This is a genomic window from Lentzea sp. NPDC036955, assembly GCF_055608005.1.
On record NZ_JBVJRC010000004.1, the window covers coordinates 140,793 to 165,985 of the forward strand.

24 protein-coding genes are annotated in these 25,193 nt (G+C 70.3%); 16 read left to right on the forward strand and 8 right to left on the reverse strand.

Annotation, left to right across the window (positions count from 1 at the left end; genetic code table 11):
* The first annotated feature begins 58 nt into the window (after positions 1-58).
* Entirely contained in the window at positions 59-451 is a 393-nt protein-coding gene (locus tag ACZ7CF_RS14065; RefSeq protein ID WP_360397035.1) for a contact-dependent growth inhibition system immunity protein, read from the forward strand.
* A gap of 250 nt (positions 452-701) precedes the next feature.
* On the opposite strand, the gene ACZ7CF_RS14070 is transcribed toward ACZ7CF_RS14065, so the two are convergent.
* From ACZ7CF_RS14070 to ACZ7CF_RS14080, 3 genes are all read right to left on the reverse strand, one after another.
* Positions 702-962: a hypothetical protein gene (locus ACZ7CF_RS14070; RefSeq protein WP_360397036.1), complete on the reverse strand. Its 261-nt coding sequence runs from the start codon at positions 960-962 to the stop codon at positions 702-704.
* Positions 963-1,035: 73 nt separating this feature from the next.
* A complete protein-coding gene (locus ACZ7CF_RS14075; RefSeq protein ID WP_470369730.1) occupies positions 1,036-1,452 on the reverse strand; it encodes a PIN-like domain-containing protein in 417 nt (138 codons plus the stop codon).
* 10 nt (positions 1,453-1,462) lie between these two features.
* Entirely contained in the window at positions 1,463-2,179 is a 717-nt protein-coding gene (locus ACZ7CF_RS14080; protein ID WP_470369731.1) for a DUF433 domain-containing protein, read from the reverse strand.
* A 399-nt stretch (positions 2,180-2,578) separates the two neighbouring features.
* On the opposite strand from ACZ7CF_RS14080, the gene ACZ7CF_RS14085 reads away from it, so the two are divergent.
* From ACZ7CF_RS14085 to ACZ7CF_RS14125, 9 genes are all read left to right on the forward strand, one after another.
* On the forward strand, positions 2,579-3,697 hold the full coding sequence (locus ACZ7CF_RS14085) for an SHOCT domain-containing protein (protein WP_470369732.1): 1,119 nt from the start codon (positions 2,579-2,581) through the stop codon (positions 3,695-3,697).
* Positions 3,690-7,400 carry an FkbM family methyltransferase gene (locus tag ACZ7CF_RS14090; RefSeq protein ID WP_470369733.1) on the forward strand — a complete coding sequence of 1,237 codons (3,711 nt, stop codon included), beginning with the start codon at positions 3,690-3,692 and terminating at the stop codon, positions 7,398-7,400. Before ACZ7CF_RS14085 ends, ACZ7CF_RS14090 begins: the two co-directional genes overlap by 8 nt.
* A gap of 70 nt (positions 7,401-7,470) precedes the next feature.
* On the forward strand, positions 7,471-8,094 hold the full coding sequence (locus ACZ7CF_RS14095) for a hypothetical protein (protein ID WP_360397040.1): 624 nt from the start codon (positions 7,471-7,473) through the stop codon (positions 8,092-8,094).
* The gene (locus ACZ7CF_RS14100; RefSeq protein WP_360397041.1) at positions 8,087-9,052 is read left to right on the forward strand and encodes a hypothetical protein; all 966 of its coding nucleotides are present in this window, start codon (positions 8,087-8,089) and stop codon (positions 9,050-9,052) included. Before ACZ7CF_RS14095 ends, ACZ7CF_RS14100 begins: the two co-directional genes overlap by 8 nt.
* On the forward strand, positions 9,049-10,173 hold the full coding sequence (locus ACZ7CF_RS14105) for an acyltransferase family protein (RefSeq protein ID WP_470369734.1): 1,125 nt from the start codon (positions 9,049-9,051) through the stop codon (positions 10,171-10,173). The genes ACZ7CF_RS14100 and ACZ7CF_RS14105 overlap by 4 nt, the downstream gene beginning before the upstream one ends.
* A gap of 87 nt (positions 10,174-10,260) precedes the next feature.
* Positions 10,261-11,847 (forward strand): acyltransferase family protein, encoded by a 1,587-nt coding sequence (locus ACZ7CF_RS14110; RefSeq protein ID WP_470369735.1) that lies wholly within the window; start codon positions 10,261-10,263, stop codon positions 11,845-11,847.
* A gap of 314 nt (positions 11,848-12,161) precedes the next feature.
* Positions 12,162-12,536: a hypothetical protein gene (locus ACZ7CF_RS14115; protein ID WP_053732108.1), complete on the forward strand. Its 375-nt coding sequence runs from the start codon at positions 12,162-12,164 to the stop codon at positions 12,534-12,536.
* A gap of 144 nt (positions 12,537-12,680) precedes the next feature.
* The gene (locus ACZ7CF_RS14120; RefSeq protein ID WP_360397044.1) at positions 12,681-13,013 is read left to right on the forward strand and encodes a hypothetical protein; all 333 of its coding nucleotides are present in this window, start codon (positions 12,681-12,683) and stop codon (positions 13,011-13,013) included.
* A gap of 126 nt (positions 13,014-13,139) precedes the next feature.
* Positions 13,140-13,367, forward strand: a complete 228-nt coding sequence (locus ACZ7CF_RS14125; RefSeq protein ID WP_360397045.1) for a hypothetical protein — start codon at positions 13,140-13,142, stop codon at positions 13,365-13,367.
* A 1-nt stretch (position 13,368) separates the two neighbouring features.
* Here the strand turns inward: ACZ7CF_RS14125 and ACZ7CF_RS14130 are convergent, their stop codons facing one another.
* Together ACZ7CF_RS14130 and ACZ7CF_RS14135 are read right to left on the reverse strand one after the other, a co-directional pair.
* Entirely contained in the window at positions 13,369-15,150 is a 1,782-nt protein-coding gene (locus ACZ7CF_RS14130) for a gamma-glutamyltransferase family protein (RefSeq protein ID WP_470369736.1), read from the reverse strand.
* A gap of 19 nt (positions 15,151-15,169) precedes the next feature.
* Complete coding sequence (locus ACZ7CF_RS14135; protein WP_470369737.1) at positions 15,170-16,471, reverse strand: UDP-glucose dehydrogenase family protein; 1,302 nt, start codon at positions 16,469-16,471, stop codon at positions 15,170-15,172.
* A gap of 310 nt (positions 16,472-16,781) precedes the next feature.
* Here ACZ7CF_RS14135 and ACZ7CF_RS14140 point away from each other — a divergent pair, with 310 nt between their 5' ends.
* Positions 16,782-17,540, forward strand: coding sequence for an SDR family NAD(P)-dependent oxidoreductase (locus ACZ7CF_RS14140; protein ID WP_458429814.1), 759 nt, complete (start codon positions 16,782-16,784; stop codon positions 17,538-17,540).
* 97 nt (positions 17,541-17,637) lie between these two features.
* Here the strand turns inward: ACZ7CF_RS14140 and ACZ7CF_RS14145 are convergent, their stop codons facing one another.
* The gene (locus tag ACZ7CF_RS14145) at positions 17,638-19,281 is read right to left on the reverse strand and encodes a TM0106 family RecB-like putative nuclease (protein WP_360397049.1); all 1,644 of its coding nucleotides are present in this window, start codon (positions 19,279-19,281) and stop codon (positions 17,638-17,640) included.
* Between the two features lie 82 nt (positions 19,282-19,363).
* Here ACZ7CF_RS14145 and ACZ7CF_RS14150 point away from each other — a divergent pair, with 82 nt between their 5' ends.
* Positions 19,364-19,798: a DUF6474 family protein gene (locus ACZ7CF_RS14150; protein WP_360397050.1), complete on the forward strand. Its 435-nt coding sequence runs from the start codon at positions 19,364-19,366 to the stop codon at positions 19,796-19,798.
* Here ACZ7CF_RS14150 and ACZ7CF_RS14155 read toward each other — a convergent pair.
* Positions 19,776-21,425 (reverse strand): BCCT family transporter, encoded by a 1,650-nt coding sequence (locus tag ACZ7CF_RS14155; RefSeq protein ID WP_360397051.1) that lies wholly within the window; start codon positions 21,423-21,425, stop codon positions 19,776-19,778. The genes ACZ7CF_RS14150 and ACZ7CF_RS14155 overlap by 23 nt on opposite strands.
* Before the next feature lie 58 nt (positions 21,426-21,483).
* On the opposite strand from ACZ7CF_RS14155, the gene ACZ7CF_RS14160 reads away from it, so the two are divergent.
* Genes ACZ7CF_RS14160 through ACZ7CF_RS14175 form a run of 4 tightly spaced genes read left to right on the forward strand, consistent with a single transcriptional unit; the run spans position 21,484 to position 24,335 of the window.
* A complete protein-coding gene (locus ACZ7CF_RS14160; protein WP_470369738.1) occupies positions 21,484-21,999 on the forward strand; it encodes a hypothetical protein in 516 nt (171 codons plus the stop codon).
* A 49-nt stretch (positions 22,000-22,048) separates the two neighbouring features.
* A complete protein-coding gene (locus tag ACZ7CF_RS14165) occupies positions 22,049-22,777 on the forward strand; it encodes a YcnI family copper-binding membrane protein (RefSeq protein WP_360397053.1) in 729 nt (242 codons plus the stop codon).
* Between the two features lie 8 nt (positions 22,778-22,785).
* Entirely contained in the window at positions 22,786-23,319 is a 534-nt protein-coding gene (locus ACZ7CF_RS14170) for a copper resistance CopC family protein (RefSeq protein ID WP_470369739.1), read from the forward strand.
* The gene (locus ACZ7CF_RS14175) at positions 23,316-24,335 is read left to right on the forward strand and encodes a copper resistance D family protein (RefSeq protein ID WP_470369740.1); all 1,020 of its coding nucleotides are present in this window, start codon (positions 23,316-23,318) and stop codon (positions 24,333-24,335) included. The genes ACZ7CF_RS14170 and ACZ7CF_RS14175 overlap by 4 nt, the downstream gene beginning before the upstream one ends.
* Here ACZ7CF_RS14175 and ACZ7CF_RS14180 read toward each other — a convergent pair.
* Entirely contained in the window at positions 24,328-25,161 is an 834-nt protein-coding gene (locus ACZ7CF_RS14180) for a LysR family transcriptional regulator (RefSeq protein WP_470369989.1), read from the reverse strand. The two genes, ACZ7CF_RS14175 and ACZ7CF_RS14180, sit on opposite strands and share 8 nt — an antisense overlap.
* Between the last annotated feature and the right edge of the window lie 32 nt (positions 25,162-25,193).

The window sequence follows — 25,193 nt, forward strand, 5'->3', positions numbered from 1 at the left end:
GCCGAACCGTTGCCTCCATCCGCCCGCCAGGAGCCGGTTCTGCGGGCACGATGGGTGCGTGGACCGGGACGAAACGCTCACGCACCTGAGCGGCGACGACTGGCTGAGACCGGACTCGTCGTCCACCCAGCTCTACCGGGACCTCTGCGCGTTGCGGGACCTGCCCGTGCGGGAGCTGACACCGACCTCGCTGCACCTGCTGGTCACGCACCAGGTCGGGCTCGACGTGACGGCGGTGCTGGCGCTGGAGCACGTGGAGGCCGACCCCCTGCGGTCCGTGGCCCTCTACCCCGGCGACCTGCTGGCCGCCCTGCTGCGGGTGGACCACTCGTTCTGGACCGACCACCCGGTGCTGCTGGAGCGGATGTCGCTGGTGCTGGACCGCCTGCGCACGCTGCCCGACGGCGACTGGCAGCTGCTGGTCTCCGCGGCCGAGCAGTTCCCCGGTTAGCCGCGCATTTCGCGCTGTCACAGGGCGTGATCAACGCGAAGGATCACAAAAGTCCGACTGAGTAGAAAAGTCCCGGTTTGCTTGACCCAATCGAGTGAACCCGATAGGCAATCCCCGTGTTGGCGGCGATGAGCGGGCCGGGAAGGCTGGCAACCGGTGCGCTCATCGGTGCCGTAGTAGCGGCGTTGTCAGTGCTCGGACCGCTTTTCGGCTCGTTCGCGGCCGGCGATTCGGAGGACCCGCAGGATGCTTATCCGGCCCGCGTTTCCCTTCTCAACACGCCTTCTTTGATGCCGACGCAGACCGAGTCACAACTACAGACAGTGTCATCTGCGCCTTCTTCAGCCCCGTCGTCGTCCGCGCCGTCTTCTTCTTCCTCCACGACAACGACTACGACCACGACGACAACAACAACGCAGGTCGTCACCACTACGACGACCACGACGACGAAACCGCCGGCTCCCACCACGACGACCACACGGCCGCGGCCTACCACCACGACCACGACCACGCGGCCTTGCGGGATCATCTTCTGCTGATCAGGCGCGCACGACCTGAACGGTCCTGGTCGGCGGTTGCTCCGCCTAGGAAGGCTTGTACGAGTACTCGTGGCGGGCGTTCTTGGTCAGCGAGAGCCACCACGGCCCGTCGGGGCGGTCGTCGATGAACTGCTCCACGGCGTCCCAGTGGATCGCGAGTCGCACCAGCTGGGACCAGCGATCGAGATTTCCGGCGCCGCGCAGGTTGACGCATTTCAAACCGTGCTCATGGGCCAGAGCAGCCTCGTAGGGCCGCGTGCGCAGGTGGTGGTCGATCGTGATCACCACCCAGCCACGTGCGGCGACGAGCGGGATCCACTCGACGTCTTGGACGCCCAGGCGCACGAGTCGGTCCACCGGCGGCTGGCCGATCAGGGCCGTGTCCTTGCGCAGCCCTGCGATCGCCTTGCCCAGAGCGAGCGTGTTCTCGTCCACGAAGAAGCGGACGTCGTCGAGCTCCATCGAAACTGCCTCAAGCCACCAGGTTGTGCGTGGCCGTGAAGTCGACCGCCTGCTGGACCTGGTCGGGGGTCAGCTCGTACCAGGTCGCGATGTCCTCGACCTGGTCACCCGCGAACACCATCTCCGCCAGGGTCGTCACGAGGACGCCCCGTCCGACGATCGTGGGCCGTCCGCTGCGGTGCTCCGGGTCGATCGTGACGTCCGGGTACCGCGGATCGGCCTGGAAACGCACCGCGATGGTCTTCCCCTCCTGGGGCCGAACGGGGTCCACCTCGTAGGTGGCCGCCCGGACGAACCGTTCCACTCGTGGTGTCACGACGAGCTGACCGGTGCGAACGACGACGAAGAGGTCGTCCTCCAGCTCGGCCGCGTGCTGCGCGCGCATGAGGATCTCGCGCCCGTTCGGGAGCAGGAACGGCTGCGCGTACGCCAGTGGGTACCGGTGGCCGAACTCGTGCCGCAGGTGGTCGACGACGACGCGCAGCTTCTGGATCCTGATGTGGTCGAGGTCCCGATACTCGCTGAGCAGCCGGACCTCGGTGAACTCACCCCAGGTGACCCACCGGTCCCCGGTGGACTCCTCCCTGACGATGGGCGCGTAGTGCTTGCCGCCGCGGCGATAGCCGTCGACCCACCGCCGAGTGGTGTCCTGGTTCAGCCCGAGCAGCCGGTCCACCTCGCGGAAGGTGTAAACCGGTCGATCGAGCAGCGAAACCACTTCGGCCACCACGCCACGATCGCACAGGAAGGCGTGGTCGAGGCAACTCGCTTCGAGCAGGAGCGCGGAGGTTCCGTTGATCAGGTGATCGGTGGCGCTTCAGCCAATTCCTTGGCCGACGTCCAACCCCACCGGGCACTACCACCCGGAAGCAGACCGCGCCGCGCCGACCGGACGATCCGGGGCAACGCCGCGTGAACGCGGGAAATCGATGATCGGCCCGCACAAGCCGAACAGAACGCCGACAGCGCCCCGACCTGCGCCTTACGGAGACCGAACCCCGGCATGTGGTCAATGTGACGGTGCCTCCCACCACAACCAGGTCACGACTTGAGAGGCCGGAACGATCGGTTCTACGAGCACGGGCACAATGTCCGGGTCATGTACGCGCGGAAGGGGGTGCCAGGGGTGACCTGGCAAGACGAGCTGCAGAAGCTCGACAACGAACTCGCCTCTGGTCGGATCTCGGCTGATGACTACCGCCGCCGCAGGGACGAGATCCTCGCGGGCTCGGCGGGTGGTTCCGCGGTTCCGAACCAGCAGCAGGCGCCGTTCGCTCCCCCGTTCAAGTGGGAGGCGGTGCCGCCCAACGCGCCCAGCGCGGACGCGACCCAGGTCGTGGGCACTCAGCAACCGAAACAGCAGCCGCAGCAGCAGAAGAGTGCCAACCCGGATGCCACGCAGGTGGTGAACACGCAGCAGCGGCCCAACGCCGACGCCGAGCGCACGCAGTTCGTGACGCCGGTCGCGCCGCCGAGCTGGCAGGCGCAGCCGAACTGGCAGGGGCAGCAGGCGCCGCCGCCGTGGGTCGGTGGTGACTTCGACCAGATCAACCAGCCGACGCCGGGGTGGACACACGGGCCGGAGGTCTTCGACGACAGCAGTGGCAAGGGCGGCAAGGGCAAGGTCATCGGCATCGTCCTCGCCGTGCTCCTGCTCGCCGGTCTCGGTTTCGGCGCCTACTGGTTGTGGGGTCGCGGCGGTGACAACAGCGCGGGTGGCCAGACGAGCACCCCGCCCCCGACGAGCACCACGCAGAGCGCGCCGCCGGACCCGATCCAGGTGGGCAAGGTTGCCGGCAACCCGCAGGAACGCAAGGACATCACGAACTTCACCCAGATCGAGAACCTGAAGCCGCCGTACCTGACGCCGGGCGAGGTCACCGCGTACAAGACCGCGGGTGGCGCCAAGTCGAAGCTCAGCCTGGCCACGCCGGCCAAGGGTGCGAACACCACGATCATGATCGTCACGGCGACCGACAAGGTGGCCGCGAACAACGGTGTGCTGGAGCTGAAGACCATCCAGGTCACGAACGGCATGCAGGAGATCACCTCCGACGTGCCGGAGAAGGCCGGCGCGACCCAGGTGGACGCCAAGGACGGTCAGCCCGCGCGCATCCGCGGCCACTACTCGAGCGACAAGTACATCGTGCGCATCGACGTGACGGCGGCGAGCCTCACCGAGGCGCTGGCGCTCTTCAAGGCCGCGGCGGAGACCCAGCTCAAGGCGATGCCCGCTGATGCCTGAGGTCACCGCCTGCACGGTGGTCGCGCAGAACTACCTGCCGGCCGCCCGTGTTCTCGCCCGTTCCTACCTCCGGCACCACCCCGGTCACCGGTTCGTCATCCTCGTCATCGACGCCGAGTGGGACAGCGCCGTCGACGAGGACGGCGTGCGGGTGGTCGGCCCGGCCACCGCGGGCATCGACGAGCTCGACTACCTGCGGATGGCCACCGCGTACTCGGTCACCGAGCTCGCGACGGCGGTGAAGCCGTACCTGCTGCGCCGGCTGCGCGGCGGGTCGGACGTCGTCATGTACATCGACCCGGACATCAAGGTGTTCGCGCCGATGCCGGAGCTCGCTGAGCTGGCGATGGAGCACGGCATCGTGCTCACGCCGCACTTCCTGGCGCCCCTGCCGCGTGACGGCAAGGAACCCAGCGAAGCGGTGATCATGGGCACCGGCATCTTCAACCTGGGGTTCGTGGCGACCGGTCCGGGTTCGGAGCCGTTCCTCGACTTCTGGGCGGAACGCCTGCGGCACGACGCGATCGTCGCGCCCGAACGGCAGCTCTTCACCGACCAGCGCTGGGTCGACCAGGTGCCCGCCCTGTTCCCGAACCACGTGCTGCGCGACCCCGGTTTCAACGTGGCGTACTGGAACCTGCACGAGCGGCACGTCGAGAAGAGGGGCGAGACCTACTTCGCCGACGGGCACCCGCTGCGGTTCTTCCACTTCAGCGGCTACCGCCCGGAGCACCCGTGGCTGCTGACGTACCACTGCCAGCGCAAGCCGCGCATCCTGCTGTCGGAGAACCCCGGCCTCAAGGCGATCTGCGACGACTACGGAAGTGCGTTGCAGGCCAACGGGTACGCCGAGACGCTCGACGCGATCCCGTACGGCTTCAACAAGATGGCGGACGGCTCAAAGCTCACCCCGACCATGCGCTCGATGTACCGCAGCGCGTGGATTCGCGCCGAGGTGCCGCACGAGCGGGTTTCCAAGCACGACACGGAGATCCCACCGCACGCGTTCGGTGCGGACGGCGGGCGGGCGTTCCGCGAGTGGCTGACCTCGCCGGCCACCCCTGGACAGGCCGCCGCCGGCCTGAGCCGCATGACGATGTCCGTCTACGAGGCGCGCACCGACCTGCAGCTCGCGTTCCCGGACGTGCTCGGCGCGGACGCCGCGGACTTCCGCAGCTGGTGCCGTGCCTCCGGGATCTCCGAGGGCATGCTGCCGACGTGGGGCCTGCCCGGTGAGCCGAAGCCGGTGCGCGAACCCGTCGACGAGTTCGGCGTGAACCTGCTCGGCTACCTGACCGCGGAGCTCGGGCTCGGCGAGATGGGCCGGATCGTGCACGACGCGATCGACCTCGCCGGTGTGCCGATCGTGTCCGTGGTGGAGGACCGGCTGGTCTCCAACCGCACGGACGTCGACGACCCGGAGACGCTCGGCGACCCGCGGTTCCCGGTGAGCGTGCTCGCCGTCAACGCGGACCAGACCAAGGCCGTGCTCGGCAACCACCCCGGTGTGGGGCACCACCGCTACCGCATCGGGCTGTGGGCGTGGGAGCTCGAGGACTTCCCCGAGTGGCTGCACGCAGCCTTCGCGCTCGTCGACGAGGTGTGGACGGTCAGCGACTTCTGCCGCGACGCCATCGCGCAGCACTCGCCGGTGCCGGTCAGGACGATCCCGGTGCCGGTGCGCGACCCCGGTGAGCCCGCCCCTGCTCCCACCGGTCCGGTGCAGTTCCTCTTCGCGTTCGACTTCAACAGCATCGGGCAGCGCAAGAACCCGTGGGGCGCGGTCACCGCGTTCCAGAAGGCGTTCGAGGGCCGCGACGACGTCCGCCTGGTCATCAAAGCGATCAACGGCAAGCTGCACCCGCTCAGCGCGGAACGCCTGCGCGTGCTGGCCGCCGGCGACCCGCGGATCGAGCTGCTGGAGCGCTACCTCAGCGTCCAGGAGCTGCACGACCTCTACGCGAATAGCACCGCGTACGTCTCGTTGCACCGCAGCGAGGGCTTCGGGCTGACCGTCGCCGAGGCGATGGCCCGCGCGCTGCCGGTGATCTCGACCGACTACTCGAGCACCACCGAGTTCTTCGACTCGAGCGTCGGCTGGCCGGTGCCGTACGAGCTGGTCGAGGTCGGCAAGGGCAACTTCCCGTACCACGAGACCGCGGTGTGGGCCGATCCCGACCTGGACGCCGCCGCGCGGGCCATGCGGGAGATCGCCGACGACCCGGCGGAGGCACGCCGCCGCGGCCTGGCCGCGCGGGAGCACATCCTGCGCACCAGGTCGATGGACACCGCCGCCGAGTGGATGCGCGAGCACCTGGGCAACGCCTACGAGAGCTGGCGGGGCCGGCGGTACGCCACGGCGGCCCCCAGCCCGTCGGCCGACCCGTTGCAGCCGCTGCGCGAGTCGAAGCAGGCGCTGCTGTGGCAGCCCGAGGCCAGTGCGCCGTCCCGGTTGCCGGGTGCGCCGGCGATGCGGCGGGCCGTGCTGCGCGTGATCGACCACTACGACGTGCACCAGCGCAAGGTGATGGGCGCGCTGGTGGACGGCGTCGAGGACACCGCCGGGCAGATGCTCGCGCGCATGGACTCGATGGAGCGCTCGCTGACCCACCGCCTCGACGACGTGGCGAAGAGCGTCGCCAAGACGATCGAGCGGATCGAACGGCTGGAGCAGGTTCCCGCTCCCGACGTGGACGGCGTGCTGCGCGACCTCGCCAAGGTCAACGAGGACGTCGCCAGGGTCGGCACGGACGTCACCGAGGTCAGCCGGGCGGTCGGCTCGGTGCGCGAGCAGCTCGCGGACGCCGAACGGCGCAACCACGAGATGTTCGCCGACCGCGACGTCCGGATCGACCAGGACGAGCTCACGCTCCAGCAGGTGCGGCGCGACCTCACCGCGGTGCACGAGGCCGCGCGGCTGGACCACGCGCCGGTGCCGCGGGGCGCCCAGGTCGTGCTCTGCGACGTGGGCTCGCTGCTGGTGCCCGAGGACGACGTGGTGCTGCCGTGGCTGACCTACCACCGCTCGTGGGAGGTCAGCGAGGCCGACCTCATGGCGGAGCTGGTCGGCGACGGCGCGTTCCTCGACATCGGCGCGCACGTCGGCTACCACACGCTGCGGCTGCTCCAGCGGTCCTCGGCGCCGATCACCGCCGTGGCGGTGGAGGCGAACCCGGTGACGGCCGAGTACCTGCGGCGCAACGTGGCGACGGTCCTCCCGCCGGCAGTGGCCGACCGGGTGACCGTGCTGTCCATGGCGGCGTGGGACACCGAGACCGAGGTCGTGCTCGTCCAGGAGGAGGAGTTCAACAGCGGTGACCACCGGGTGCACGACGCCGGCGACGGCGTCACCGGTGTCACGGTCCCCGCCGTCCGCCTGGACAGCCGCGCGGAGGTCACCCGGCAGCGGATCAGCCTGGTGAAGGTCGATCTTCAGGGCCGCGACCACCGGGCCCTCGCCGGGCTCACGGACGTGCTCGAACGCGACCGTCCGCACGTCGTGTGCGAGTTCTGCCCGGACGCCATCGGCGAGCTGGGCGACGACGCGGCGCAGGTGCTCCTCACCTACCGCAAGCTCGGCTACCAGCTGACGCCGGTCGACGACAACGGACCCGTCGCGGGCGAGCGGTCGGACGACGAGCTGATCAGGATGGCCGACGAAGCCGAGACGAAGTTCATAACTCTCTGGCTTCGCCCCCTCTGAGCTGCGCCGATCTCGTACGATCTGTCCCGGCTCGCGACCATCGGTGTGAGCCGGGACATGGGGGTCGTACGTGACCGGGAGCAGCCAGGGCGCAGCCGTGCGCCGCAACGGCCTGCGCCATGCGGTCGGCACGGCGGTGGTCGTGGCGGTGCTCCTGGTCATCGGTGGTGGCAGCTGGCTCGCCTGGGGTCGTGACCTCGAACTGGCCGGTGCCCGCGACGCCCGCCCCGTGGGTGAGGCCGGGCGCGTGCCCGCCGACCGGCTCGCGCTGGCCGACATGGGCGGCGTGCACGAGAACTACCAGCCGATCCGCACGTTCGGCGGTGTCACCAAGGTCGGCTTCCTGACCGACGACGAAGTCGTCGAGTACGCCGACGCCGACGCCTCCGGTGCCCGCATGGCGGTGTCGATCTACCCCGAGGGCAAGGCCACGCTCGCGGTCGTGCAGGTCCGCGACGCCGACGCCGCCCGGGACCTCGCGGCGGAGCTGGCGGACCTCCAGGAGGAGTACGGCCTGAAGCCGGCCGAGACCCACGTGCACCGCTCCCGCGACGGCCTGCTCACCCGGACCGTCTACACGCACGAGGACCTCGTGGTGCGCCTCGAGGTGCGCGGCAAGACGTCCCGGTGGGTGCGGGAGAAGACGGCCGAGCTCGTCGAGGCGCAGCGCGAGGTGCTGGCCGCTGATGAGTGAGCCCGTCACCCAGCCGGTCGTGGCCGTGACCGCGCGGCCGCCCGGCCTGCACGCACCGGTCGCGCTGGGCACCGCCCTGGTCGCCTACAGCGTCCTCGGCGGGCTGTGGCTGAACCGGCACGGCCACTCGCCGGAGTGGCTCGTCGTCGTGCGGGAGTGGGTCAACCGGCCGCTCGGCCTCGGTGAGGACTTCGGGCTCCTCGGCCTGTCGCTGCTGCTGGTGTGCGCCGGGCACCTGCTGTTCGCGCGGGCGATGAGCACGGGGCTGCCGAGGTTCCTGGGACGGCTGGCGTGGCAGGCCGGTCTGCCGCTGGTGGTCGCGGTGGTGCTCGGCGTGCTCTTCTCGCTGTTCGCCGACCCGTTGCCGCTGGTGGTCGACTACCGGGAGAACCCGCCGGCCCTCGCGGTGCTGGCGGTCGTGGTCTTCGCGGTGCTCTGCACGGGGTCCGCGGTGCTGCTGCCGCGCAGGCCGGTCGTGGCGGTCGCCGCGCAGCTCACCGTCGTGGTCGTGCTCCTCGTGGTGGCCGGGGTCGCGGACCTCGACCAGCTGGCGATCCTGACCGCGCTGGTGGCGCTGCCGATCTGCGGCGAGCTGCAACTGCTGCTGCGCACGGGGCTCGGGCGGTTCTGGGAGGTCGCGCCGCTGGTGCTGGTCTGCTTCGTGGTGCCGGCGGTGACCGAGCACCTGTTCCGCACGGCCGCCCTGTGGTGGTTCACCGTCGCCGCGGTGGTCGCGTTCATGCTGGTGCAGCTCGCGGTGAAGGGCGAGCCGCACACCGCGCGGCCGCGGCCGGTCGACTGGCTCGTCAGCCGCGCCTTCCCCCTGGTGCTGCTGTGCGGTGTGCTGGCCTACCCGCTGCTGGGGCTGCTGCCGCTCCCGTTCAACTACCTCGTGGCGTTGCCCGTGTGGGGCCTGGGGGCCGAGCTGCTGCACCGCTGCTTCGGGAAGTCGACATGAACACGCTCACGAACATGCCCACGACCGCGCAGGCCCGCCCGCGCGCGTCCGGCGGCTACATGCACGGCCTGGACCTCCTGCGGGTGATCGCGTCCACGGTCGGCGTCTACGTGCACACCGCGAACTGGTTCGCCGTGAACCAGCGCGAGTTCTCGTTCAGCGACTTCGTCCGGACGGTGCTGGCCGACCCGCTGCAGCTCAACCCGCACCTGTCGTTCACCGACGTCACGATCTTCATGGTGATCAGCGGCATGGTGGTCACCCACGTGGCCGACCGGGAACGGCCCGGTCAGTTCCTGCTGCGCCGCTTCGGCCGGATCATCCCGCTGCTGGTGGTGGTGCTCGTCATCTCGGCGGTGCTGATCAACCTCGGCGTGTTCCGCGCGGAGACCAAGCAGACGTCGCTGAGCTTCCTCGACGTGCTCACCGGCGTGACGCTGGCGGGCTTCTTCACCACGCCGACCGTGATCCTGGTCGGCGTCACCTGGACGTTGCTGCTGCAGATCACGTTCTACTCGTACGTGGCGGCCACGATGCCGTTGCTGCGGCGACGACCGTGGCTGCCCCCGGCGGCCGCCGCCGCCCTGATCTGCCTGACGCTCTCGCTCGCCAGCGGCCCGCAGTCCGATGCGGTGCACCGCCTCGGTGTCATCGCCTGCTTCATCACGCTGATCTTCATCGGCCAGCTGATCACCCTGGTCCGGTCCGGCAAGGTGCACGTCGGCACCGGCCTCGCGATCGGCACCGTCCACTTCGGCCTGTTCGTCTGGGCCGACAAGCTCGGGGGGTACGCGTACTCGGGCGGCGGCATGGTGCGCACCGCGTTCCTGTGCATCCTGCTGGTGCTGGTGATGATGTACGTGGGCGGTCCGGTCACCAAGTCCGCGTTCGTGAAGGCCTGGTCGGCGCGGACGTACGCGATCTACCTGATCCACCCGGTCTGCATCTACCCCACGCTCGCCGCGCTGGCACCGCAGATCGGCAACGTCCCGGCGCTGCTCGTGGCGCTGCTGCTGACCGCCGCCGTGACCGAGGTCCTGCACCGCTACGTGGAGATGGCCGTGCACCGGCGCATCCGCCGGTGGGAGAAGAAGCGGTCCGCGTCCGCCCCTGCGCGCTGATTCACGGCCGGACGACCGCATCGCGGCGCCGCCGACGTCGTTGTACCCGCTGGACGGGGGGACGGCGGGCTCCTCTGGCCACTGACGGTGCCCGGCCCGTTACTCTTCTCGCCGCAATGGCGGTCCGGGACCGCACGAGGGCGAAGGGGGTCGGTCCCGCTGGAGTCACCAGCACGCACCCAGACCGGCGCTGACCAGGCACGTTCCGAGAAGACGCGGGTCGCGTTCATCGACATCGGCCGGGCCGTCGGCGCCCTCCTGGTCTTCTACAGCCACATCGCGGCCCAGTGGGTGGGCAAGCGCGACGAGGAATCCCGGTTCTTCGACGTGCTGAACGCCGTGTCCAGCGACCCGTTCCACATGTCGCTGCAGGGCATCGGCGAGGTCGCCGTGCCGTTCTTCTTCCTGGTCAGCGGGTTCGTCGTGACCCCGATCGCGCTGCGGCACGGCCAGACCCGCTTCGGCCTGAACCGGCTCTCGCGCGTCTACCCTCCGATGATCTTCACCGTGCTCCTGACCGCGCTGCTGATCACCATCGGCGGTGGTCTGCTCGCGACCGGCCAGGCCCAGACGATCAGCGCGTGGACGCTGTTCACGAACTCCGTGCTGGTCAACTACCTGATCTTCCCGCAGGTCGTGCTGGTGGGCGTGGCCTGGACGCTGATCGTCGAGGTCATCTTCTACCTGGTGCTGATCCTGCTGATCCCGGTGCTCAAGCGCTGGGTGTGGCTCGGTCTCGCCATCGAGCTGACCTTCGTGTTCATCGTGCTGATGAGCCGGGCCCAGTTCGGCAAGTCGTGGTCGCTCTTCGCCGTGAACGTCTCGTACCTGCCGATCCCGATCATCGGCCAGATCATCTGGGCGACCACCACCAAGCGCATCCCGCTGTGGGCAGGCGGCGTCTACACGGCGCTGGCGTGGTCGTTGTACGTGCTCGGCGACCTGCTGAAGCTGGGCCGCGTCGACAACTCGTACAGCCTGGCGCTGGCCATCGCGGTGATGTGCTTCCTGATGGGCCTGTTCGCCGAGCCGCGGCTGCGCGAGCGGAAGTTCTGGATCGCGCTGTCCGAACGCAGCTACTCCATCTACCTGCTGCACGGCCTGATCGCGTTCGCCGTGCTGGACCTGCTGCGCCCGGCCGTTCCGCTGCTGCCGGCCGTGGTGATCGCCGTGGCGGCCACGTTCGCGTTCGTCGAGCTCAGCTACCGGTTCGTCGAGAAACCGAGCCACAAGCTCGCGCGCAGGCTTTCCCGGCCGTCGCCCAAGCCCAAGCCCACGCCCGCGCCGGAACCAGAGCCGAAGCCGGCGCCGGAGACAGCGGCCCCCGTGGCGGAGGAGAGCACCGAGATCACCCCGGCGCGGGAGCACCGGGACTCGCGCGCGATCGTGGCGGCCGAGGTGACGATCGAGCTGCCGCGCGTGCGCAAGCGGGCCGTTCCCGCCGTTCCCGCCGTCGCTGCCGCGGAGGACGAGGACCACACGCAGGTCCTGCCGCGCGTGCCGAACTACCCGACCACCGACCCGGACGAGGGTTCCCGCCGCCGGCGACTGGACGACAACGCCCGCGGGGCCGTGACCGTGGCCGCATTGCTCGCCGAGCAAACCCAGAGGGAACAGGCCAGAAAAGATCACCGGTCCGAGCGGCGCAGCCGGGAGAATCGACCGGCTCAGTGAGTCGCTCCCACTTGCAACCGCCGACGAGTGCTAGACGTCTACCTGTGTAAGTCACCGTTCGGAGGCGACACATGTGGATCAGCGTGACATTAGTCACATTAGGTGGTTTGGCGTTCTTGACGCGAACCGTGACGGCCGTCCTGGCCGTTTCCTCTCGCAAGAAGATGAATGACTACACTAAGCCACAAACGTCCACCAATTGAGATACTCGTTCGGCCTACGGCTTACGGGCGAACGTTGACTTACCGTACGATCCTTTCGGGTCGTATGACTGAACGGTCACCTGATGGGGACCTCACAGGGGTAGGTGCGCCATGGACCACGCACTGAGCAAGGTCATCGAGCTGCGCGAAAACGGGTTTCAGTTCCTGCACCTGAGGGACGACGCCGGGCAGCTCGACCGCATCATGGCGTTCAAACAGCGCAGAGGGTTCATCGACTCGATCCTCTTCTGGTCGGAGACCGAGGCCCGCGCGGGACGACTGCCCGCGGTGCGCGACTCGGCCAGGCCCGCGCAGGCCGTCTGGATCTACGAGGGCCCGTTGATCGAGGCCGTGGACCGGTTGCTGGACCTGCCGGAACCGGGTGCGCGCAACGCGCCGTCGTTGATGAAGGCGACCGCGTCCGATCTGGCCGTCGTGACGACGCTGCCGTTCAAGCTGAAGCTGCCGCCCGGCGCCATCGCCTGACGACGTGCCGGTCATTTCCCAGTCGCCAGTTGTTGCGGCGACTTCGAATGCTGCGCCGAACAGCTCACCGAACGTGTGAAGAACTTCCCCCTCCCGGATTACGCAGCTTGATGTAGAGGGGTCGGGTGCGGAACCTTCGCGCCCATGAACCTCAGGAAGACCGTCGCGGGGGCCGCCGTGGCCCTCGGCAGCGCCACCGTCATGCTCGGCCTGGGTGGCATCGCGCACGCGGACACCGCGAACGCCAACGCCCACACCGCTCCCGACCTGGGTGGCCAGCTCGGTGACGTCGCGTCCGTGGGCGACCTCGCCTCCGTCAACACCAAGGACGTCGACGGCAAGGTCCAGGCGCTCAACGCCCAGCAGCCCGACGTCAACGCGATCGTCGAGAACGTCGACTCCAGTGCGACCGCGACGCTGCTGGGCCTGACCGAGCCCTCGGGTGTGCCGACCGGCAACGCCTCCGTCGACATCTGATCGTCGGCATCTGATCGTCCGCCGCTGAACTGACCAGTTCTTCCTGACCGGAGCGGCGCCCGGTTCCCTCCCCCTCGAACCGGGCGCCGTTCCACTTTCTCCAGCACCTGAAGAGAGGGAACCGCCGTGCGCCTGAAGAAGATCGTCGCCTCCGCCGGGATCGCCGCCGGTGCGCTGGCCGCGTTGGCCGGCACCGCGAACGCGAGCCCGCAGGCCGTTCCGCAGCTGCCGCAGCTCGACCCGGTCACGCAGCTCAGCGAGCTCGGCGACCGCGCGGGTGTCACGGCGCTGCACGACCTCAACGGTCCGAACGTGACGGCGGTGCACAACGGCACCGCGCTGGTGGAGGGCTGAGCTAGCGACCGACCGCGTACCCCTGTGCGCCGCGCGGGTTGGCCCCGGCGCGCAGGAGCCCGTCCGCGGCGTCCCTGGCCACGGCCGACATCCGGCCGAGGGTCCACTCGCCGGCGTCCACGACCTGGTGGCCACGCGCACGCAACGCTGCCAGCACGTCCACGCCGGCGCGTGACTCGATGACGAGCTCCCCCGGTGTCCAGGCCCGCGGGTAGAACGAGCTCGGGAACGCGTTGGAGTGCCACATCGGCGAGTCGATCGCCTCCTGCAGGTTCAGCCCGGCGCGGTGCGCGAGCCAGAAGCCGAGCTGCCACTGGTCCTGCTGGTCCCCGCCGGGCGTGCCGAACGCCAGTGCGGCCTCCCCGTCCCGCAGCGCCATCGACGGCGACAGCGTGATCCGCGGGCGCTTGCCGGGGGCGAGCGAGTTCGGCAGTCCCCGGTCGAGCCAGAACATCTGGGCGCGGCTGCCCAGGCAGAACCCGAGCGACGGGATCGTCGGCGAGGACTGGAGCCAGCCGCCGGACGGGGTCGCGGAGACCATGTTGCCCCAGCGGTCCACGACGTCGACGTGCACGGTGTCGCCGCGCGTCACGCCGGAGCGCGCCACCGTCGGCTCGCCGATCGCACCGGTCGGGTCGGACACGGGGGTGGCGGGTCCGCCGGTGATGTGCCGGGGCAGCACGGGTGCGCGGCCGCCGGGCGAGCCGGGCCGCAGCTCGTAGGAAGCGCTCTCCCCGATCAGGGCACGGCGTTCGGCCGCGTAGGAGCGGGACAGCAGGATGTCGAGCGGGACGTCGCCGACGTCGCCGTACCAGGCCTCGCGGTCGGCGAACGCCAGCTTGGCCGCCTCGACCGCCAGGTGCACGGTCTCCGCGGTCGGCCTGCCGTCCACGTAGGACAGGTCGTAGCCCTCCAGCAGCCGGAGCTGTTGCACCAGAACGGGTCCCTGCGTCCACGCGCCGGCCTTGACGAGCGTCCACTCGCCGAACTCCGCGGTCAGCGCGTCCTCGTACGACGCCTCCCACGACGCCATGTCCGCACCGGTCAGCACACCGGCGTGGTCGCGGCCGGAGTCGTCGCGGTGGGCGGTCCGGCAGAACTCGTCGACCTGGGCGGCCACGAAGCCCTGCGACCACGCCCTGCGCGCGGCCTCGATCTGCGCCTCGCGGTCGGCGCCCGCGGCCTCGCCGGCGGCGAGCAGCCACTCCCAGGTGTCGGCGAGCTTCGGGTTGCGGAACCGGCCACCGCGCGCGGGCAGCGCACCGCCGGGCAGCCACTGCGCGGCCGAGGTGGTCCAGTGGTCGCGGAAGAGGTCGGAGACGCGTTCGATGGTGTCGACGACGCGGTCGAGGAGCGGGAACCCGTCCCTGGCGTAACCGATCGCGCGGTCGAGCACCTCGCGCAACGTCTTGGTGCCGTGGTCGCGCAGCAGCGTGAGCCAGCCGTCCCACGCGCCCGGCACGGTCGCCGCCAGCAGGCCGCTGCCGGGGATCAGGTCGAGGCCGAGGCCGGCGTAGTGGTCGATCGTGGCGGCGGCGGGCGCGACGCCCTGGCCGCTCAGCACGCGCGGGGCGGACCCGGCCTTCGCGAAGATGATCGGCACCTCGCCGCCGGGGCCGTTGAGGTGCGGTTCCACGACCTGGAGCACGAATCCGGCGGTGACGGCGGCGTCGAAGGCGTTCCCGCCGTCCTCCAGCACGGCCATGGCCGCCGAGGAGGCCAGCCAGTGGGTCGAGCCGACCATGCCGAAGGTGCCGACGAGTTCGGGGCGCGTGGTGAACACCCCATAAAGGTACGCGGGGCTAACTAAATTGCGTGACTCCGAGTGACGCACGACCCACGCCCGAATGGAGCAGCCCTGCGCGGGCCAGCGCCTCCGCGTCCAGGTGGTTCCGGGAGTCGACGATCGTGTGACCGTCCATGAGCTCGGCCACCCGCGACCAGTCGAGCGTGCGGAACACCGGCCAGTCGGTCAGCAGCACGACCGCCTCGGCGCCCTTGACCGCCTGGTAGGGGTCGTCGACCACCAGCATCCCGGTGATCGGCCCGCTCACCTCCGGGTCGTGGGCGGTGAGCTCGGCACCCTCCAGCACCAGCTGTTCCGCCACGGCCAGGGCGGGCGAGTCGCGCAGGTCGTTCGTGCCGGTCTTGAACGCGAGCCCGAGCACGCCGATCCGCACTCCGGCGAGCGTTCCACCGCAGGCGGCGCGGACCTTCTCGACGACCCGCAGCTGTGCGCGGACGTTCGCCTCGATCGTGGAGCGGACCAGTCCGAAGTCGACACCCGCCGCCTCGGCGATCTGCACCATCGCGTGCGTGTCCTTGGGCAGGCACGACCCGCCCCAGCCCGGTCCCGGCCGCAGGAACGACTGCCCGATCCGCTTGTCGTAGCCCATGCCCTCGGTGACCGACTCAACGTCGGCGCCCAGCCGTTCGCACAGCTCGGCGACCGCGTTGACGTACGAGAGCTTCATCGCGAGGAAGCAGTTGGCGGCGTACTTGACCATCTCGGCGCTGGCGGCGTCCATCAGCACGGTCGGGGCGCCCAGCTTGGCGAACAGCGCCGCCACCCGCTCGGCCGCGGACGGCGAGTCCGACCCGACCACGATCCGGTCCGGGTGCAGGAAGTCGCGCACGGCCGTGCCCTCGCGCAGGAACTCGGGGTTCGACACCACCGCCACGTCCTCACGCCCGAGCAACGCGCGCACGCGTTCCGACGTACCGACGGGCACCGTGGACTTGGTGACCACGACCGTCCCGTACGGCAGCACGTCGCGGATCTCGGCGGCCACGGACTCGACGGCGCTGAGGTCGGCCGCACCACCCGCGCCCATCGGCGTCGGCAGGCAGAAGAACACGACGTCGGCGTCCCGCACCGCGGGAGCGGCACCGACGACGAACTCCAGCCTTCCGGCCAGCCGGCCCTCGACGACGAGCTCGGCGAGCCCCGGTTCGAGGATGTCGACCTGGCCGGCGCGCAGTCTGACCACCTTCTCCGCGTCGACGTCCGCGCACACGACGCGGTGTCCCAGTGATGCGAGGCAGGCTCCCGTGGTGAGTCCCACGTAGCCGGTGCCGACGACCGCGATGCGACGGGCGAACATGCGGGTGACCCTGACATCCCCGGTTGGCCGCTCGGGGAACACCGTACGACTTTCGTCGTAGCTGACCGTGACAGATCTCCTCCCAGAGGTCTACCGGCGCGGGCGATGTTTCGAACACCGTCGAACGGCACAGTTCAAGGCATGGGAGTTCTGCTGATCGCAATGATCTTCATCGGCCTCGCGGTGCTGGCAGCGGTGCCCCTGGTGGCGCTGCTGCACCTGTCCGACCGTTGACCCGGTCCGGGGGTCGACCACCGGGTAACGAGCGTTAACCTCCTCGCGAGCAGTTCGCTTCGAGGAAGGTGAAGGCATGGAGATCTCGGGTACCGCGGCCATCGTCACCGGTGGCGCGTCCGGTCTCGGCGGCGCGACCGCACGTGCGCTGGCGGCGCGTGGAGCGCAGGTGTTCGCGCTCGACCTGCCCGGCGCGATCGAGAAGGCGGAAGCCGTCGAGAACGTCACCTACCTGGCCGCCGACGTGACCTCCGGCGACGAGGTCCAGGCCGCCGTCGACACCGCGGCCGGCTCCGGTGCCCCGCTGCGCATCACGGTGAACTGCGCTGGCATCGGCCCGTCGACCAGGACCGTCGGCAAGAGCGGCCCGCACGACCTCGACCTCTACCGCAAGGTCGTCGAGGTCAACTTGATCGGCACGTTCAACGTGCTGCGCCTCGCCGCCGCCGCGATGGGCAAGACCGAGGAGCTCGAGCACGGCGCCCGCGGCGTCATCATCAACACCGCCTCGATCGCCGCGTTCGACGGCCAGATCGGCCAGGTCGCCTACGCCTCCTCCAAGGGCGGCGTCGTCGGCATGACCCTCCCGGCCGCGCGCGACCTGTCCTCCGTCGGCATCCGCGTGCTGACCATCGCCCCCGGCATCGTCGACACCCCGATGCTCGCCACGGTCTCCGACGAGTTCCGCGCGGGCCTCGCCGCCGGTGTGCCGTTCCCGAAGCGCCTGGCGCAGCCGTCGGAGTACGCGCAGCTGGCCGTGTCGATCGTGGAGCACGACTACCTCAACGGCGAGGTCATCCGCATGGACGGCGCCCTCCGCATGTCCCCTCGCTAGCCCCACGCGCCTGCTTCTCGAGTGCACGCGGGGAGCTTTCGTACTCACATGAGGTACGAAAGGTCCCCGCGTGCGTTCGGCGTGGGCGGGCGGCGCGTCAGAGGTCGCCGGCGTAGGGCAGGCGGGACATCGCGTCCGAGGTCATCCACTCGCGCAGGCGGTGGGTGGCCCGGACGTCGTCCTCGTTGTACTCCAGCAGCCTGCGCCGCTGGTCGAGGTCGAGCGGGTCGCCGTTCAGGCCGACCGCGGACCGGTACCAGCGCATCGAGTTCTCGCCGCCCGCCTCCGGGTCGCGCCACGTGAAGCCGGCGACCGGGGCGATGATCTTCAGTCCCTTGCCGTGGGCGCACAGGAACTGCTCGCGCACGATGCCGAAGAGGTCCACCCACGCGTCGGAGCCGATGAACTCCTTGACCTGCGCCACGGTCGGGATGCCGGGCTTGCCGGCGAACCGTTCCGCGGACGCCAGCAGCCAGCGGTTCTCGGCGAGCTCGTTGTAGCAGTAGGCGCGGAACGACAGGCCGCGTGCCTTGGCGCGCAGGCGGATGCCGGTCAGCCAGGTCCAGAACTCGGCGAACGAGCGAGCCTCGTCGTCGCACGGCAGCGCGTCCCACGTGACGAACGCGCGGTAGCCGTGGTCCTCGTCGACGTCCTTGCCGGACAACAGACATCCCCACATGTACGCGCCCAGGTCGCCGAAGCTCTCCATGTCGACGTCGACCTCGACGTCGGCGCGTGGCACGTTCATCTCCCGCACGCGGCGGACCAGCGTGAGGTCGCGCAACCACGCCCGCGCGAGCACGACCGCGTCGCCGAACGGCATGCCGACGAGCTGGATCGGACCGTCCGAGGCCGGGTCGAGCTCCGCCAGTTGGTCCACAGTGGACAGACCGATCCTGCGCAGCGCCACCGCGTCCTCGCCGCGCACGACCAGTGAGACGTCCCTGCCGCGCTTGAGGTCGGTGTCGCAGGTCGGCCACCACGGGCAGGTCTTGCAGTCGACGATCCGCGACGGCTTGGCGAGCGGGTCCTTCTGGTTCGCCGCCGCCAGCGCCACGGCCAGCCGGTCGGAGAACCGCGCGTCGTACTCGGCCAGCGCGGTGCGGCCGCCGGGCCAGGTCGGTGCCTCCAGGTCGTGCCACAGCACCACGTCGGCGTCCATGCCGATCACGCCACCGGTCGCGCGGGCGTTCGTCGCGTGGCCCGCGGCCTGGAGCTGGCGCTGGGCGTGCGCGAGCCGGAGCTGGTCACGGGGCTGCGGCCGGACCTTGCGGTGCGGGTCGGTGCGGCTGCCGCCGGGCAACGGCATGGTCAACGGGCTGGTGCGCGCGCCCTGGCCGGGATCGGTGATCTTGTGCCGCACCACGAGCACCGGCACGTACCCGGTCGCGTCCTTCACCAGCAGGTCGATGCCACCACGACGGCCGCCACGCGGGTCACGCGGCAGTGCGGCGCCCCAGATGTAGGGCGCGCCCATCTCCATCGCCGCGAGCGTGACGCGTTCCCGGTCCGCGGTCCGCACCTCGGGACCGTTCGGCACCTCGAAGAGGTTCGAGCCGACGATCCGCCCGAGGGCGTCCGCCACCGCGCGGCGGTGGTTCGCCGCGTCCGCTTTCCGTTGTTCCGAAGCCGGGTCCAGCGCCGCTTTGGGAGCGTCGCGCATCTCCGGATCGTTTTCGAGGTGCACCCGCCGCCGACAACGAGTGACCACGCCGGCGTCTAGCTGCACCTGGGAAGTCACCGGTGCAGCGTATGTCGCGCGCCGACCTCATGTGCCAGCAACCTGGGCAGTAAGTTTCACGTGACGGAGGAGGTGTACCCGAATGGCGCGCAAAGCGAAGGCCGGATTCACGCCCGGCAGGGCGAAGAACCTGGTCGGCGTCGCGAAGGTGGTGGCGCCCGCGCTCATCCCGGTGCTGGCCCCCGTGATCGCCCGCGGAGCTGGGGTTTTGAGCGAGCAGTACGACCGCTACCGCGCACGGAGGCTCGGCATCGACGTGGCCGACATCGGCCGGTACTCCGGTTACGGGGCCCGGTTGCACGCGCGGATCGTCGGCTTTTCGGAGTCGCTCGAGACGGTGCGGGCCGCGGATTCCGATTGGGTTTCGAAGACCGAGGCGCGCCTGTCGCAACTGCTCGCCGCCGTGCGCGCTTCCGAACGCATGCCGACGGCCCGGCGCAAAGCAGCGCACCGGGCCGTCGGAACCGATCTGGACGTGTTGGAGCAGGAACTGCTCAGGCGTCTGAACGTGCGCTGACGTTCGGCGTGCGCCCGGTCACCTTGGCCACGGCCTCGACCGCCGCCTCCTCGACCACCTGACCGGGGTCGAGGTGGGCGGTGACCTCCTCCATGACCTCGGCCACGCGTTCCTCGCGCCGGATCATCGGGTCGGACCGCAGGTCCTTGGCCAGCGAGACGCACAGGCCGACCATCACGACCATGAACGGCAGCGCCGCGATGATCGTGAGGTTCTGCAGGCCGGTCAACGCGTTGGAGCCGCCGACCAGCAGCATCACCGCGGCCACGGCACCGGTGAGCACGCCCCAGAACACCACCACGGCCTTGGTCGGGTGCATGGAGCCCCGCTGGGAGAGCGTTCCCATCACGATGGACGCGGCGTCGGCGCCGGACACGAAGAAGATGGCGACGAGGATCATCACGACCACGCCGGCCACGGTGGCCAGCGGGAACTGGTCGAGCAGCGAGAACAGCTGCGACTCCGGCGTCGACTGGCCCGCGAGGTCCACACCGGACCGCTGCTCGAAGATCGCCGAGCCGCCGAGGATCGCGAACCACACCAGCGACACCGCGGACGGCACGAGGATCACGCCGGCGACGAACTGGCGGATCGTGCGGCCGCGCGAGATGCGGGCGATGAACGTGCCGACGAACGGCGTCCAGGAGATCCACCACGCCCAGTAGAAGATCGTCCAGCCGGACAGCCACGTCTCGGTCGCCTCACCACCGGAGGCGGCGGTGCGACCGGCCATGTTGGCCAGCTCGCGGAAGTAGTCGCCGAGCGCGGTGGGCAGCAGGTTCAGGATGAACACCGTCGGGCCGACGACGAACAGGAACAGCGCCAGCACCACGGCCAGCACCATGTTGGTGTTCGACAGCCACTGGATGCCCTTCGCGACCCCCGAGACGGCGGATGCGACGAACGCCACGGTCAGCACGGCGATGACCGCGACCAGCACGCCCTTGCCGACCTGGCCACCCCACCCGGCCGCCTCCAGCCCGCTCCCGATCTGCAGGGCGCCGAGACCGAGGGAGGCGGCCGAGCCGAACAGCGTGGCGAAGATCGCCATCACGTCGATCGCACGGCCCCACCCCGACGCGGCCCTGCGACCGAGCAGAGGGGCGAAGGCAGCGCTGATCAGCGACGACCGGCCACGGCGGAAGCTCCCGTAGGCGATCGCGATGCCGACGACGGCGTAGATCGCCCACGGGTGCAGGGTCCAGTGGAAGAGCGTGGTGGCCATGGCGGTCTCGAGGGGGTCGCCCTCGGTGCCGGGCGGCGGCTTCACGAAGTGCGTGAGCGGCTCGTTCACGCCGTAGAACATGAGCCCGATGCCCATGCCGGCGCTGAACATCATCGCGACCCACGAGACCGTCTTGAACTCGGGTTTCTCGTCGTCACGACCGAGCGGGATCTTGCCGTAACGGCTGAAGGCGAGCCAGAGGGCGAACAGCACGAAGCCGGACGCCGTGAGCACGAAGGCCCATCCCAGGTTCTGGATGACCCACCCGAGCGCGGTCTTCGAGGCCGAGGCCAACGAGTCAGTTCCGGCAATCCCCCAGGCCACGAATGCAAGCGTGAGACCTGCGGCAACGCCGAACACGACCCGGTCGGTGCGGCCCGGCCTGTCGCATTGGTTGTGCATGCGGCCCTAGATACCCACTCGTGGACCGATGCAAACCGGTCGCATTACCCTCAGATCCGTGAGCACCCGGTCGAGTGAGATGCGCACCCTTCGCGGTGCCGTTCTCGCGGTGACCTCGTCGGCGCTCACGATCGCCGCCCACGGCATCGGCGGTGGTGAGCTCGCGGAGTTCGTCCACGCGCTGCCGCTGGTGGTGCTGATCGCGTTCGCGGCGGCGTCGCTCGCGGACCGGCGGACCGGGAGGCTCTCGGTCATGGCCGGGCTCGCCACGGCCCAGCTCGCGCAGCACCTGCTGCTGACCTGGGTCAGCCACGAGCACGCCGGCACGCTCACCTGGCAGATGTTCGGCGCGCACCTCGTCGCGGCGACGCTGACCGGGCTGTTGCTGTTCCACGCGGAGAACGCGCTGTTCCGGCTGTTCGCCGCGGTCACCCGCCTGATCCCCCGCAGGCTCACGCCGCAGCCGGTGCTCACGCCGGTGCGGACGTCCACCGGCACGCCCTACCTGCGGCGCGCACACGCCGCCGAGCTGAGCCGTGCCCACGGGCTGCGCGGCCCGCCCTGTGGTTCCTGACACCCACGCACCCGCATCTCCCCCCTTTGGCATCAGGAGCCACAACCACATGTCTGCACATCGCTTTGGCGTGCGCGCGCTCGCCGTCCTCGCCGTGGCCGGGTTCGCCGTCCTCGGCACCCCCGCGATCGCGTCCGCGCACGTCAGCGCCCAGCCCTCGGAGTTCACGCAGGGCGGCCGCGCCACGTTCGCGTTCCGCGTCCCGAACGAGCGGGACAACGCCGGCACGACCAAGATCGAGGTCACGCTGCCGCAGGACACCCCGCTCACCTCGGTGCGCACCCGGCCGCTGCCCGGCTGGAAGGCAGAGGCGGTCAAGGGCAAGCTCGACAAGCCCGTCACGGTCGCCGGCAAGGAGATCACCGAGGCGTTCACGTCGATCACCTGGACCGCGGAGCCCGGCACGAAGATCGGGGTCAACGAGTACCAGGAGTTCTACGTCGCCCTCGGCACGCTGCCGGAGAAGGACACCCTGCTGCTGCCGACCAAGCAGACCTACGAGAACGGCGAGGTCGTCGACTGGAGCCAGCCCGCGGGCGCCGACGGCAAGGAGCCGGAGCACCCGGCACCCGCGCTGAAGCTCGCCCCGAAGAAGGCGGACGGCGACGACCACGGCCACGGCTCGACGAACGCCGCGAACTCGACCGACACGCACGAGGCGTCGGCCGCCGGTTCCGACCAGACCGCCCGCTACCTCGGTGGCGCCGGCCTGGCCGTCGGTGCGCTGGGTCTGGGCTTCGGCATCGGCGCGATCCTGCGTTCGCGCAGGAAGGCGTGACCCACAGCATGAAGCGCGCACTCATCGCGTGCCTGATCGCGGGTGCGGCCGTGCTCACCACGGCCGCGCCCGCTTCGGCGCACAACGCACTGATCAGCAGCGACCCGAAGGACAAGTCCTCGCTGGAGGTCGGCCCGTCCTCGGTCACGCTGACCTTCGACCAGGACGTGCAGGGCGGCAAGGACATCAACACGATCTCGGTGGTGGACGCGAACGGCGGCCACTACGAGGCGCCGGGCGACCCGAAGATCACCGACAACTCGGTGTCCGCCCAGGTCAACGCCCTGGGCAAGGCTGGTCAGTACAAGATCGGCTACCGGATCCTGTCCGCGGACGGCCACCCGGTCTCCGGTGAGCTGACGTTCACGCTCACCAAGGACGGCACCGGTACGCCCACCACCCCGGCCAGCGCCGACGCCTCCGGCAGCAGCGACTCCGGTGGCGGCATCCCGCTGTGGGTGTGGATCGTCGGCGCCGTGGTGCTGCTCGGCGGCGGCGTGTTCATCGCCCTGCGCGGCGGCGGCGGGAGCGCCAAGGCATGAGCGACGTCCGGACCACCGCCCCCACCCACTACCGCGTGCTCGCCGGTCTGGTGTTCGGCGCGCTCGCGGGCATCGCCCTCGGCCTCGTGCTGGCGCCACCCGTCGTGGTCGCCGGGGTCGTGGACGCCGGGGCGGCGGTCCGGTACGGCCTGCCGGTCACCCGCGTGCTGCTCGACGTGTCGGCGACGATCGTCGTCGGCCTGTCGATCCTGCCGAAGCTGCTCGGCTTCGACCGGCCCACGCACACCGAACCGGTCATGCGGATCGCCCGGCCCGCCGCGGTCGTCGCCGCGGCGGTCTGGGTGGTGACCGCGCTGCTCGCGATCGTCCTGCAGGCGGCGGAGCTGCGGCCGGGCAGCGACGTCAGCATCGGCAACGCGGCCGACTACATCGCCACGGTCGGCGCCGGCAAGGGCCTGCTGTTCAGCGCCGCCTGCGCGTTCGCGTACCTGCTGGTCGGCGTGCTGGCGGTGCGCAGCGGCGAGTCCGTGCCGGCCGAGCTGCGCATCCTGGTCTCGATGTTCGGCCTGCTGCCGATCCCGGTCACCGGGCACGCCTCCAACTGGAAGTACCACGACTACTCGATGGTCTCCATGGAGCTGCACGTGCTGGGCGCGGCGGCGTGGACCGGCGGGCTCGGCGCGCTGATGGCGCTGGTCGCGTACCGCAAGGGCCTGCTCGCCGTCGCGCTGCCGAAGTTCTCCCGGATCGCGACCGTCAGCCTGGTCGTCGTCACGGTGACCGGCCTGTTCAACGGTCTGCTGGAGCTGGCCCTCAACCCGGTCGTGCCGTTCCCGCAGTCGATGTTCACCACCGGCTACGGCCTGCTGTTCCTCGGCAAGGCGGCGTGTGCGGCCGCGGTCGCGGTGCTCGGCGCGCGCATCCGGTGGAAGCTGCTGCCGCAAATCTCGCAGCACCGGACCACGGCGATCGTGCAGTGGGCGGTCTTCGAGATCACCGTCATGGGCCTGGCGTTCGGCCTGGCCGTCGTGCTGAGCCGCGCACCGGTCAGCTGACCCCGGTCGCGACCCTGACCAGGTCGGCGAGCGCACGTGACCGGCTGTGCGGTGGCCACGCGATCACCGTGGTCACCTTCGGGGCGTCCACGACCGGAACGGCGACCAGCCCTTCGGTGAGCCTCGTGCGGAAGTCCTCCGGCACCACGGCGACGGCCCTGCCGAGCTCGATCATCTGGAACAGCTGCGTCAGGTTGCGCACCTCGATGCCGGGACCGTCCGGGTAGGTGCCGTCCGGACGCGGCCAGCGGGCCCGTTCGGCCAGACCGCTGACGTCCGCCATCCGCAGCTGCGCCACTCCCGCGAGCGGGTGCGCCGACGGCATCACCGCGACCTGGTCCTCGGTGTGCAGGACCTCCACGTCGAGGCCGGTCGTCGGGTCGTACGGCTCGTGCAGCAACGCCACGTCGGCCCGTCCGTCGAGCAGCGGGACGTGGGTGTTCGACTCGCACAGCAGGACGTCGACCGGCACGGCACCGGGCTGGGCGGCGTACACGTCGAGCAGCTTCGCCAGCACCTCGCCGGAGCTGCCCGCCTTCGCGGCGAGCACCAGCGACGGCCGGTCGGCGGCCGCGTCCCTGGTGCGGCGTTCGGCCGCGACGACAGCGGCGAGGATCGCCCTGGCCTCGGCCAGCAGGGTCTCCCCGGCGGCGGTGAGCAGGACCTTGCGGCTGGTGCGGGTCAGCAGTTCGACGCCGAGCCGGTGTTCGAGCTGAGCGATGGTGCGCGACAGCGGCGGCTGGGCGATGCCCAGGCGTTCGGCGGCGCGGCCGAAGTGCAGCGCCTCGGCGACCGCGACGAAGTAACGGAGCTCCCTGGTCTCCACGCCGTCCACCGTATCCATACCGCTGGGGTATC